At 61.0% G+C, this 12584-nt stretch carries 8 protein-coding genes; all 8 read left to right on the forward strand.

All coding sequences use genetic code 11. The features are described from left to right. Positions 1–56: 56 nt before the first annotated feature. A complete protein-coding gene (locus tag AC4FS3_RS18475) occupies positions 57–398 on the forward strand; it encodes a hypothetical protein (protein WP_491021743.1) in 342 nt (113 codons plus the stop codon). A gap of 11 nt (positions 399–409) precedes the next feature. After that, positions 410–739, forward strand: a complete 330-nt coding sequence (locus tag AC4FS3_RS18480; RefSeq protein WP_491021744.1) for a hypothetical protein — start codon at positions 410–412, stop codon at positions 737–739. Between the two features lie 21 nt (positions 740–760). Next, positions 761–5635 carry a tape measure protein gene (locus tag AC4FS3_RS18485; RefSeq protein WP_491021745.1) on the forward strand — a complete coding sequence of 1625 codons (4875 nt, stop codon included), beginning with the start codon at positions 761–763 and terminating at the stop codon, positions 5633–5635. 1 nt (position 5636) lies between these two features. Next, positions 5637–5987: a phage tail protein gene (locus AC4FS3_RS18490; RefSeq protein ID WP_491021746.1), complete on the forward strand. Its 351-nt coding sequence runs from the start codon at positions 5637–5639 to the stop codon at positions 5985–5987. 66 nt (positions 5988–6053) lie between these two features. Continuing rightward, positions 6054–6767, forward strand: a complete 714-nt coding sequence (locus tag AC4FS3_RS18495) for a phage minor tail protein L (RefSeq protein ID WP_491021747.1) — start codon at positions 6054–6056, stop codon at positions 6765–6767. Further along, positions 6767–7582 carry a Mov34/MPN/PAD-1 family protein gene (locus tag AC4FS3_RS18500; protein ID WP_491021748.1) on the forward strand — a complete coding sequence of 272 codons (816 nt, stop codon included), beginning with the start codon at positions 6767–6769 and terminating at the stop codon, positions 7580–7582. Before AC4FS3_RS18495 ends, AC4FS3_RS18500 begins: the two co-directional genes overlap by 1 nt. Further along, positions 7572–8216 (forward strand): tail assembly protein, encoded by a 645-nt coding sequence (locus AC4FS3_RS18505; RefSeq protein ID WP_491021749.1) that lies wholly within the window; start codon positions 7572–7574, stop codon positions 8214–8216. Before AC4FS3_RS18500 ends, AC4FS3_RS18505 begins: the two co-directional genes overlap by 11 nt. Beyond that, positions 8216–12553, forward strand: a complete 4338-nt coding sequence (gene gpJ / locus AC4FS3_RS18510) for a TipJ family phage tail tip protein (RefSeq protein WP_491021750.1) — start codon at positions 8216–8218, stop codon at positions 12551–12553. Before AC4FS3_RS18505 ends, gpJ begins: the two co-directional genes overlap by 1 nt. Positions 12554–12584 lie beyond the last annotated feature (31 nt).

A 12584-nucleotide genomic window follows, 5' to 3' on the forward strand; every position in this document is an offset into this window, starting at 1 on the left:
CCTGATCGGGTTAGTAGGTAATCACTTACTCACCCACAATTCCTCTGGAGAACGAAATGACCAAGGTTCTGAACATCGACGAACTGCTTGCCAAAGCAGAGCCTGCCTACACCATCGTCATCAAGGGCGTGGAGCATTCCGCCAAGCAGCCCTCGGTGGAAGACTTCCTCGCCAACCTGAAGGATCTCGAGGCACTCGCTGCCGCGCCGGATCTCGGGAAAGAGATTGAGGCCACCATCCGCATGATCGTTCGCGCCTTCCCGACGCTGAATGAGACAGACGTGAAGAAGTGGCCTGTCGCGGCGATCGAGCAGCTCTTCGTGATCATCCAGGGCTTCGACAAGACCGAAGCCGAGGTGACCGAGACCGAAGAGGGAAACGTGCCGGCCGCGAGCTGAACGCCTGGGATTTGGGCTTCCTCATCGCCTTGGTGATGAGGACGTTCTCCACAGACCTCAGCACAGTCCTTGCAACACCGAAGCGCCAGTTCTTCTGGATGCTTCATCAGGTGGAAAGGCTCAATGCCTTCGAGGATCAGCGGCAACTTCGGCTTCTTGGTGCAGTCCAGAGCCCCGATGCGATCGTAGCATCATCGGAGCATTTGGAGAAGCAACTCGGGGTTATCTACGAGTGGGGTCAATATGTCGCTCCCAAGTTCGAGCTGATGAACGACGAGCGTATGGACCCCGAATTTGATAGGGCAGGGCTCCGCGCACTCAAAGCAAAGCACGGCGCCTGAAGTAAGTCAGGAGTTACTTAGGTGTCGAACATCCGCATTGAGCTTCAGCTGGAGGATGGCTCCTTTACGTCCGGCATCTTGCGTGCCGGACAATCTCTTGCCGAGTTCAAGAAGGAGCTTCAGCGGACCGACCCTCACTTCCGCAAGCTCGCCCAGTCCGGTCAGGATGGCTTCGTTCAGTTCAAGCGTCAGGAAGAGGTTGCTCAGTCCCTGACCAAACGCTTCCGCGACCTGTCCATCATGGTCGGCGGGGTGTCGCTCGCGTTTCAGGCACTGTCCGGCGCGTCCTCGAGCACCATCGGTAACCTGGTCCGCATCAATGCCGAGCTGGAGAAGCTCCGCTACCAGATGGCGGGTATGTCTGAAGCGGCCGATCCCATGAAGGATGCCGCGGAGAGCGTCGCGGAGCTGCAACGCTTCGCCGCCTCTGCGCCTTTCTCGCTCGGAGCTCTGTCCAACTCCTTCGTGAAGCTGAAGGCGGCCGGTATCGACCCGCTGAATGGATCTCTGCGCGCTCTGACGAACGGCCTGGCCGCGTTTGGTGCCTCTGACGAACAACTGAACCGCGTGACCGTGGCGCTTACCCAGATGCAAGGGAAGGGCGTGGTCAGTATGGAGGAGCTGCGTCAACAGCTCGGCGAGTCCATGCCGTCGGCTATGCGTCTTATGGCGCGTTCGATGGGTGTTTCTGTCGGCGAGCTGTCGAAGCTGGTCTCTTCCGGTATGGTCGAGTCCAAGGCAGCGCTGGATAATTGGTTCCAAGAGGTCGAGCTTAGCTACGGCGGCATGTCCGAGCTGATGATGAAGACCTTCTCCGGTCAGATGGCGAAGATCCAGACCGGCTTCCAGAAGCTCATCACCGGCGGTGAGATGGGCTCGGCCTTTGATCGTCTCAAGGAGACGATGGAAGGCTTCTCGGAATACCTGAGCACTCAGGATGCCAAGGAGTTCTTCGACCTCATCGGCCGCGGCTTCCAGTTGATGATCGGTCTCGGCGAGAGTGTGGTGTCGGTTCTGCGCACCATCAAGGATGTCGTGGTGGGTCTCGGCCCGGTCATTCCGCTCATGCTTGGCGGCGCCGCTGTTATTGCGGCCGGCACGCGCATGTTGCGCATGATCCAGTCGATGAAGACGAGTTACATCTCTCTCTCTACTTCGGCAAAAGCGACCGCTCTTGCGATCCAGAACCTGAATGCAGGCGCAGCTGTCGGCGCGATGTCGGCTGCCGGCCGGGTTCGCACGGCCGCTGATGCTGCTGCGGCCGCTGCTATGGCGGCTCAGGCGCGCGGCGCGACTCAGGCAACGCAGAACATGGCCGGCGCGGTCGCTCAGAGCGGCAACAAGATCATGGGTCCGCTGCTGGCGGCTGGTGGCCGGTTCCTCGGTCTTCTGGGGCCGATCGCCTTCGGTCTGGGTGTCCTCGCGCCGATCGCCTGGGATATCGGCAAAGGGATCTACAACTGGGCTGCCGGGGCTGAAGAGACCAAGGAGAACCTGGAGAGCGCCGTTGATGCTGCGGTTCGTCTGAAGCGCGAGCAGCAGGATGCTGAGCTGAGCCAGATCGACAAGCAGATCAGGGCGACCGAAAAGCGGATCGACGATTACGTCAACAACTACAACCGCGACAACCCGGGTTTCCTCAAAGAGCTTGAGAACCTCTGGAGCCGTCGCCGTGAGCTGGAGAAGAAGCACGAGGAGGAGATGACCTCGCTGGTCGCTGACCAGACCGAGGCTCGCTTCAACATCGTCAAGAACGACATCGCCGAGCGCGGACGCCTGAGCTCCCGCGAATACGATATGGCGATGAACGAGAGCGCCCGGCAGTATGAGCGCGAGCTGGCCGACGCCGCCGCGAACAACATGCCGGTGCGTGAGGTTCAGCAGGCCTATAAGGACCGCACCATTGAGCTGCGTGCGCGGCGCATGGGCGAGATCATCGGTCTGTGGGACGAAGAGATCCTGAAGATGCGCGCGGCGGCCGACGCCGGCGAGAACGTGCATGGTCAGCTCGCCCTGGCGATCGAGGAGCGCATCCGGCTTCAGGATCAACTGGAGAGCATGAAGCCTGAAGACCTGACGGTTCAGCTTCTGACCGCGCCGGAAGATGAGAAGTCGAAATCCGAGCGGCTGCAGCGTTACTTTAAGTCCGCACAGGATAAGGTGGCTGAGCTGACCGCAGAGCTGAATGGTGCCTCGGGCGCTGTCGGCAAGCTGGTCTTCCAGATCAAGCGCGGTGACTTCGGCAACTTCGATCACGCGACAGCCGAGCTTCAGAAGATGATGGATATCCTGGTGGCTACGACCATCCAGGCTGAAGCGCTCGACGGTGCGTTCAAGGCTCTCGACAAGGTGGATAAGTCCATCGAGAGCATCCGCAACTCGATGCGTGATGAGATCCTGAAGAGCAACGCCGAGGCGGCCGGGATCGACATCGACAACGAATACGCCATGCTCCGTTACCAGATGGAGAACGGCGTCGGTCTGTTCGAGGATATCGGCGTCACCGGCGAGGAGACCTGGCGTAATTTCACCGAGAAGGTGACACAGGGCATCGACATGACGATGCTCTCTCTGGGCACGCTCGGCGACGAGATCCGTCAGAACGCCTTCGGTGACAGCTCCGTCAAGCGGATCGACGAGGTTAACGAGGCGCTGAAGCGCGTGCTGGGTTCGACCGGCGCGATCAACTCCAGCCTCTCGACCATCAACTTCGGCGCGATGGGTATGCCCGGCGGCCCGGCCGGTATGCCGCTGATCCGTGGAAACGTCGATGGTGGCATCCTTGACCTGATCGCCGGCCCGGAGAGCGGCGGTGACTATAACGCTACCCTCGACCACGGCCGCTGGACCGGCGGGGCGAAGAACCTGACCGGCATGACGCTCAAGGAAATCCGCGAGCTTCAGCGTTACATGCTGTCGCATGAGGAGAACCGCAATCTTTACCGGCTGAACGGTAAGCCGACCGGATCGTCTGCCCTCGGTCGCTACCAGATCGTCGGCCAGACCCTCGAAGGTCTGATGAAGAACCTCGGCCTGTCGGGTGATGAACTGTTTGACGAGGCAATGCAGGACCGCCTGGCGCTCCAGCTTGTCAAGGAGAGCGGTGGTAGCCCGAGCCGCATTCGCGGCACCTGGGAAGGCCTGAAAGGCTACAGCGACGAGGCTATCACCTCTGCGCTCGGCCGCTCTATGACCGGCCCGACCAAGACCAATCTTGCATTGCGCGACATGCCGGCTGACACGCCGATGCCGGCGATGATCGGGCCGACCCGTGAGAACGCACCGCGTCCGGTCGTGGAAGCGCCCGACGGCATTGTTGAGACTATCGACGGTCGTCAGGCGACGCAGCGCGATGAGATCGAAAATCTGGAGAAGCTCGAAGCTGAGCGCAAAGAGGCTGCCCGGAAGGCTGCGATCGCCAAGGCGAACCGTGAGATCGACGAGGCTAATGCCGCGCTGAAGAATGAGGACGGCGACCCGGAGAAATTCGGGACGATGGGCGCCAAGGTCCGCAAGCAGGCAGCTGCTGGCGAGTTTGGCGAAGATCCCGAGGTCATCGCTGACATCTATAAGAAGGCCGACGCCTACGACGCCGAGACCAAGGCGCTGAAGGATCGTGACGCTGCAAACAAGGAAGCTAAGACCAACCAGAAGAAGCTCGATGAGGAGCTGGTCGAGATCGAACGCCGCCGGCAGGAGGCTCTCGCTCGCGCCAAAGACCCGAACTATAAGGGTCAGTCCTCTGAGCTGAGCAAACTGATCGCCCTTGAGGCCGAGCAGCTGGCTCTGATCGAGAAGGCCGAAGGTGGTAAGGACAATAACCGCTACCGCGAAGCTCAGTCGCGCTTTGCACGCCAGCGCGGCGCCCTTACCGGCGCCGAGAGTGCGGAAGCGCTTCAGGAGCTGACCGAGGCGGCCAATGAGGCCACCAAGCGCGCGATCCAGAATGAGCGTGAGCTGCGGAAGAATGAGTTTGCAGAGCGCGTGAAGGAGCTCGAGGCTCTGCGCGATCAGGCGATCCGGGATGGCGCCCTTGTTGCTGAGGCCAACAAGCAGTTCAACCGGGCTGTGGCAGCTGAGCGGCGGGCTTTGGACGAGGAAAACAAGACCTCGCTCCAGAAGAACATCGACCAGGCGATGAAACTGGGCGAGAATATCAATGAAGGCTTCGCCGGTAGCGTGCAGTCGCTCTCGGATAACCTCTATGATTTCGTCTCCGGTCAAACCAATAGCTTCAGCTCCTTCGGCAACGCAATTCGCGAGACGATGGCTCGCAGCTTCACGGATGCGGCCGCTGGCTACCTGATGAAGCCGTTCGAGACGCTGATCGCCGGTGATGGCTCAGCCGGAAGCGGTATCGGAGGGATGATCACCAAAGCTCTCGGCCTGAACGGCGAGGGTGGTCTCATGTCGAGCATTACCAGCGCGCTGTCGGGTGCTCTGTCGGGTGTCGGCAAGTGGATCTCGTCGTTCTTCTCGAAGTCGGGCTTCTTCCCGGTCAAGCACACCGGCGGTATCGTCGGTCAGAGCGGCGGCTGGGGCCGGTCGGCGCCGGCCTCTGCCTTCATCGGGGCGCCGAAATTCCACACTGGCGGCATCGTCAGTGGCGGCGCGTCGAACCTGCGCAAGGGTCTGATGCCTTCCGAGGTGCCGATCATCGCGCAGAAGGGCGAGGGTGTCTTTACCAAGGATCAGATGGCTCATCTCGGCGGGACTGTGATGAACAACCCGATCACGATCAGCGCGCCGATCACGGTGAATGGCAGCGCCGGGACGCCCGAGCAGAACGCTGATCTGGCGAAACAAGTTGCACAACAGTCGGAGCAGATGTTCCGCGGCCTGGTGCGTGATGAAATGACCCGGCAGATGCGGCCGGGTGGGATGATGAGGGCCTGATATGGCGATCGCGACTTTCAATCCTCCGGTTCAGCCCTCGCCGGGCACCTCGAACACGCCTGAGGTCAACCTGAACACCACGCCCTTTGGCGACGGATATACCCAGTCGTCGCCAAAGGGTCTCAACCATATCCGGCGCTCGTTTGCGCTTCGTTGGGACGTCCTGACCGAAGCGCAGGGTAAGATGATTGAGCAGTTCTTCGTGGACCAGGGCGGCTATCGGCCTTTCTACTACACCCACCCGGTTGACGGCACGTTCCGCAAATGGACCTGCGCAGACTGGACAATCAACTACGGCAAGCCGACCAAGGTGTCGGCAACCTTCGTGGAGAATTTCTCGCTGGTTTCCTGATCCGCCTTGTATTTCCACCGCCTCGGGTCCATAGATAAGTAAGCACTTCCTTATCTATGCGATCCAATGTCCGCTGAGACCTTCTTCCAAGAAACGATCAAGCTCGACGCAGACGCGCTCGTGGCTCTCTACCAGCTGGACATGACGTCAGTTGGCGGCTCGCTTCTCTATTTCACGACAGAAGGGAAGGCGGGCAGCGCGGTGCTCTTTGGAGGCATTTCGTTCACCTGCGTTCCGGTCGAGATCTCCGGCATGTCCATCTCCGGCGCCGGCTCGCTTCAGACGCCAACGCTTTCGGTATCGAACACTGACGGCCTGATCCAGGAGATCCTGAACTCCTTTGGTGACCTCGAAGGTTGCAAGGTGACGCGCTGGCGCACCTTCGGCCGGTTCCTCGACAACGGCGACACGCCAGATTTCACGGCATTCTACGGCCCGGATGTCTACCTGATCGACCGTAAGTCGAGCGACACCCCTGAGCAGGTGCAATGGGAGATGTCGGCGATCATCGACGCGCAGGGTATGTATATCGGTCGCACCGTGATCCGCGACACCTGCATGTGGCGTTACCGCGAATACAACCCTCTGACGCACACCTTCAGCTATGCGAAGGCGACGTGCCCCTATGCGGGTGATCGCTATTTCGACCGCGAGAACAACGAGGTGACGGGCGCCGGACAGGATGTGCCTTCCCGTAATATTGGCTGCTGCCGCGCGCGCTTTGGTGCTGATGCGCCACTGCCGTTCGGCGGCTTCCCTGGCATTTTGAGGGGCGTGTGATGACCGCTGCTGACACCTATCTGTCCAAATTCACCGAGGCTGTCGAGGCTGCGAAGATGCACGCTCGCCGCATGTTCCCGGAAGAGAGCTGCGGCTTCATCGTCGGCGGGAAATACCTGCCGATGCTGAACCAGGCCGCGGACCCGTTCGATCACGTCAAGGATGAGCCGAACTGCCCGTGTCGTCTGTGCTCCTTCGCGATCTCTGATGCCGACTACCTGAAGCACGCCGACAAGATCCAGATGGTTGTTCACTCGCACCCGAACGGGCCGGCTTACCCGTCGAAGTCCGACATGCTGCATCAGGAGAGCTCCGGTGTGGCCTGGCTCATCGTGACGCTCGATGAGGTGCGCTTCGGCCCGGTGACGGTCTGGGGTGGCGACTGCCCGCTGGAGCCGCTGATCGGCCGCGAGTTCATTCATGGCGTCACAGATTGCTATTCCACGATCCGCGACACCTTCGCCCTCGGCCGCGAGAGACTGGCTGAGCAGGGTATCGGCTGGCCGCTGCCTCCCATTGAACTGCCGATCTACCCGCGTCAGGACGCATGGTGGGAAGGTGGCGATGACAACTTCTACGAGGACAAGCCGAAAGAGATCGGCTTCATCGAGATCGCCGCCAGCGAGGTTCGCCCGGGTGATGTGTTCCTGAGCAAGGTGCGCTCGGAGCGTCTGAACCACGGCGGCGTGCTGCTGGAAAACAACCTGATCCTGCATCATCTGCCCCGGCGCCTGTCGCGTCGTGAGCCGGCCGGCCTGTGGTCGCGCTGCGCAGAGAAGTGGATCCGCTATGTCGGAGTGACAGATGCTTCGTAAGGTTCATCTCTACGGCGCCCTCGCCAAGGAATTTGGCAAGAGCCATCGCTTCGACGTGGATACCATCGTCGATGCCATCGACGCGCTGCGGGCAAACTTCGGTCGCTTCTTCGAGGCGATCCGGCACGGTCACTACCGGATCGTCGTCGGCAAGACCCAGAATAACGGCATGGAGCTCGACGAGGCTATGCTTCCGGGCTTCAAGCTGGGCAGCCAGGATCTGCACATTGTTCCGGTCATCAAGGGCTCGAAGCGGGGTGGCCTCGGCAAAATCATCGCCGGCATCGCTCTGATCGGCCTCTCGGCTGTCACCGGCGGCGCCTTTGGTGGTCTGATGGGCACCGCGCTCTGGTCGGGCACCACGGTGGGTTCGATTGTCGGTTCGATCGGCACCGGACTGCTGTTGAGCGGCGTGGCGTCCTTCCTCGCCCCTGAACAGAAGGTCGAGGAGACTGAGCAGTCTTTCACTATGACCGGCCCGACAGTGACGATGCGCGAAGGTGGCATTGTTCCGATCGCCTACGGCCGCGTCTGGACCGGCGGCACCATGATCAACGGCGCGATCTCTATCCAGCAGAAGGGGGAGAAATCCTCTCCTGGTGGCCTTTTCGGCATCTTCTCGGGTGTGAAGTGATGAACAAGATTACGAATGATGAGTTTCTGATCCAGGGTCAGGGTGGTGGCGGCAAGAAGGGTGGTGGTCAGTCTGCCGATGATACCCTTCGCTCGTTCGCCTATGCGCGCCTCGTCGATGCGGTCTCCGAGGGTGAGATCGCCGGTCTGGTTGATGGCGAAAACTCGATCTTGATCAACAAGACGCCGATCACCAACGTTAAGGAGTCAGCCTGGCAGTTTCGGGCCGGTCTGCCTGATGACGCTCCCTTTGTCGGCATCGACACAACTGAGGCTTACCAGACCGTCGGTGCCGAGGTCAGCACTGAACTGGGGCCGGTGATCCGCACGATCACCGACAACAGCGTCGATGGCGTCAAGATCCTGATGCAACTGAACGCCCTCTACCGGGTCGATACGAAGAAGGGCGGCCTGAAGACCGAGAACTCCGGCTGGACCGTTGCCGTGCGGCGCGCTGGTGGCTCATGGGAGGATGTCGTCGACTTCCAGCTGAAGGGCGAGAAGGCGACGTCTCCTGTCCAGTTCGAGCATATCCTGCCGCTTACGGGCGACGGCCCCTGGGATATCCGTATCCGCGCGCACTATGCCGAGCGCGATAATGTGGAGCAAAGTATCAGTTGGACAGGCTACTCGCTGATCACCGCCGGCAAGTTTACCCACCCTCACACCTCTATGGTGGCTCTGGCGCTCTCTTCAGAACACGTCGGCTCCTCTACGCCGACCCGTCACTATCACATCGACGGTCGCAAGATCCTCGTGCCGACCAACTACAACCCGCTCACCCGGGAATACACCGGCGTCTGGGACGGCACCTTCAAGCGCGTCTGGTCGAATAACCCCGCCTGGGTCTACTATGACATGGTGGAGAACAACGTCTTCGGGATCGGCGATCACGTTGACATCTCGGCCGCAAACAAATGGCGCCTCTACACGATCGCCCAGTATTGCGATCAGAACGTGCCGACAGGCTACAAAGACGATAACGGCAACCCGACCACCGAGCCGCGCTATACCTTCAACGGCGTGATCACCTCCAAGAAGGAGGCCTTTGACGCTCTGCGCTCCATGACGACCGTCTGGCGCGGCATGGGCTTCTATGCGCTGAACCAATTCTTCACCACCGTGGACATGCCGCAGGACGCCGCGCACGTTTACGGGCCTGCCAACGTGCTCGATGGCCGGTTTGAATACTCGACCTCCTCGATCAAGGCGCGCCACTCGGTTGTCATGGTCCGGTTCAACGACCCGAACAACCTCTTTGAGCCCGCCATTGAGCCCTATGTGGATGATGAGCTGCTGAAGAAGTATGGCTGGCGGGAGAAGACCCTCGAGCTGACCGGCTGCTCCTCGCGCTCGCTGGCGCACCGCTATGGCAAATGGGTCACCGAGACCGAAAAGAGCGAGACCGAGACGGTCATCTTCTCCGTGGGGCTCGACTCCATCCACGCGCTGCCGGGCGAGGTCATCGCGATCAACGACCCGCGGCGTGCGCGCGTGCGCCTGTCCGGCCGGATTGCCGACTTCAACGCCTCGAACCGGAATGTGAAGCTCGATCAGCCTGTCAATCCCGCGATCTCAGGCCCGGTCACGCTGCGCGTGCAGGGTAAGAATGGCGTGATGCAGCAGCTCACCGGGGTTATTCTGGAGAGCGACCGCTCTGTCGTCGTCTGCAATGAGTCGACGCCCTTCGAGGAGATGCAGCAGAACGCGGTCTACATCCTGTCCTCGAACCAGGTTGCGCCGCGGCTCTACCGGATCCTCACCATCGACGAAGAGGCGAACAACCAGTTCAAGATCACGGGCCTGCAGTTTGATCCGAACAAGTTCGCGCGGGTCGAGCACGGTATTTCTTTCGACCCTCTGCCGGTCAAGCTGGACGTAAACACCCTCGAGCCGCCGACCAACCTGGCGATCGAGGGGCGCGCCTATACCGACGGCGGCCGGATCAGGACTGATCTCGAGCTGACCTGGAACGCCTCGCCGTCTCTGTCGGTTGTGGAATATCGGATCTACGCAGACACGCCGACCGCATCGAATGTGCCGCTCGGCAGCACCGGCCGGACGTCCTTCACCTACCCGACCTACGAGGCTGGCGCCTATAGCTTCCGCGTTGTCGCGGTGTCGGTGACCGGCAGCGCGTCCGACCCGGCAACCCTCGATTACACGGTCGAGGGTGCGACCTCGATCGCCGTCGGCTCTGTGATGGATCTCGTGAACGCTGACACGCTGGTCGGCGGCTCCAATGTCGAGTTCAAAGGCTCGGCGGCCCGGCTCAGCTGGCGCAACATGATGAAGGTCTCCTCGGTTGCGGGTATCGAGGAAGTCGACAGCGAGGATGCGATCTATTCGCACACCAACCTGGAGTTCTATTTCGGCTCGACCAAGGTCCGCACCCAGCGGGTGAAGGGAAACTCCTTCGCCTATACCCTCGAGATGAACCGGGCAGACGCCGCGGTGATGGGCTATACCAACGCGCAGCGCTCCTTCAGCGTTCACGCTTCGATCGTCGATAAGGACGGTCGGGTGTCTCCTGTGACCACCATTTCTCTGATCAACAACGCGCCGCCGGCGATCGCGCCTTCGGTGACTGCGGAAGCCAACTTCCTCAACATCACCTGGCCGACCAGCACGGATGAGGATGTTGCGGGCTATCTGGTCTACGTCCGGCCGAACGGCGCGGCCGTCGAAGGCACCACGCCGACGGAGATCACGGTCACGAACAGCTACCGCTTCCGCGGCGTCTCGATGACGAACTACTGGATCACGATTGTTGGCTATGACGCCTTTGGTCTGAACGCGCTCAACTACTCCAATCCGCTTCAGGCGACGACGAGCTTTGACGGCGCCGATCTGGTCCCGCCCGATCCGCCGACCGGCCTGACGCTGACCGGCACGGTGAACGCCGATACCGGCATGGTGGATGTCGAGGCGCTCTGGAGCGCTTCGCCTGAAGAGGACATCGACCAGTATCAGTTCGAGGTGAACATCAATGCCATTCGGCAGGTGCTGACCACCAACGAGAACCGTGTCCAGTTCTCTGTTGTCCAGAACACGACCATCGACGCCCGGGTGCGGGTCAACGACAAGACCTTCAACTGGTCCGACTGGTCGCCCTATGTGACCTATACGAGCCCGTCGGATACCGTGCCGCCGGCCGTGCCGCAGAACCTGCGCGTGCGCAGCGGCATCGGTATGCTTGTCGTGGACTGGGCCGCTGTCAGCGACAAAGATCTGAGCCATTACGAGGTCTGGCAGAGTATGACTGCGACACCGCCGGTCGCTGCAACGCCTGCCTCTGTCGTCACCGCCGCGCTCTCGCTCATGGTCACAGGTATCGAAGACACCGCCATGCGCTACTTCGCTGTGCGCGCTGTGGACTATGGCGGCAACAAGAGTGCCTGGAGTGACGTGCGCAGCGGTCGCTCAACCGATGTTTCTGAGCGGATCCTCGAAGAGATCGACAATGCCAGCTGGGCGAGCGAGCTGGGGTTCATCATCCCGTGGGAGGGCGCGAACCTGCCGGCGAGCTATATCGGCAAGACGATCACCTGGAACAACAAGCTCTATTCGTGGAACGGCACTGCGTATGTATCTGCGAGCGGGTTCGAGGATCTGACCTTTGATGTGGTCTCTGGCTCTCTTAATCTGAGCCAGATCCCGAACGGGCTGATCACGGCCGAAAAGATAGCCACGGATCTGCGCTCGCTGATCGAGACGCAGGGTGTGAGCGCTGCTGCTGACGCTGCCGCCGCCGCCGCGGCACGTCTTGCGGCTCAGACCGCGGCTACCGCTGCGGAGGGGTATCGCGATCAGACGATCACCCTGAAGAATACCGTCGAGGAGCGCGCCTCTGAGATCACGGAAACTGCCGGGGTGGTCTCGGCTGCCAAGGCGACGAGTGTGCTCGCCTCGGGCAACGAGCGCTTCCAGTTCGAGCTGGAGGGCTGGACTATGACTGGCGGCCGGCTGACCAGGCTCTCCGAATACCGTCGCGGTTCGGTGGACGCCCTGTTCATCTTTGATCCGAACAAAAACGTCCATCAGGGTATCGCGGTAAACTTTGCCCGGGCCAGCACCTCGACCGTGACCATCAACGGCGCGAGCCACACGGTTCCGGCGAACAGGCCGCGCTTCTTCGTTACAGCTGAAGGTCGCTTCCTGCGCACCTCTTCGGGAGAGACGATGGGACTCGCCTCTGCACTGGGCACGGTCGATGTTGAGATCACGCCGCGCACGGGCGCCAAGGTAACCCAGAAAGGGGTCAGTCTTGCGACGGGATGGTGGCCGGCTTTTGGTGATTACTTCTCCGTTGTGGTCTGGCCTGCCGGCACCTTGTAGTGGATAAGTATGTATTTACTTAGGACCGGGG

The sequence above is a fragment of the Pseudogemmobacter sp. TB195 genome, assembly GCF_058313095.1.

Coding starts and splice junctions, on each gene's coding strand:
- AC4FS3_RS18505 (WP_491021749.1), top strand. CDS start 7,572: ATGCTTCGTAAGGTTCATCTCTACGGCGCCCTCGCCAAGGAATTTGGC.
- AC4FS3_RS18500 (WP_491021748.1), top strand. CDS start 6,767: ATGACCGCTGCTGACACCTATCTGTCCAAATTCACCGAGGCTGTCGAG.
- gpJ (WP_491021750.1), top strand. CDS start 8,216: ATGAACAAGATTACGAATGATGAGTTTCTGATCCAGGGTCAGGGTGGT.
- AC4FS3_RS18475 (WP_491021743.1), top strand. CDS start 57: ATGACCAAGGTTCTGAACATCGACGAACTGCTTGCCAAAGCAGAGCCT.
- AC4FS3_RS18495 (WP_491021747.1), top strand. CDS start 6,054: ATGTCCGCTGAGACCTTCTTCCAAGAAACGATCAAGCTCGACGCAGAC.
- AC4FS3_RS18490 (WP_491021746.1), top strand. CDS start 5,637: ATGGCGATCGCGACTTTCAATCCTCCGGTTCAGCCCTCGCCGGGCACC.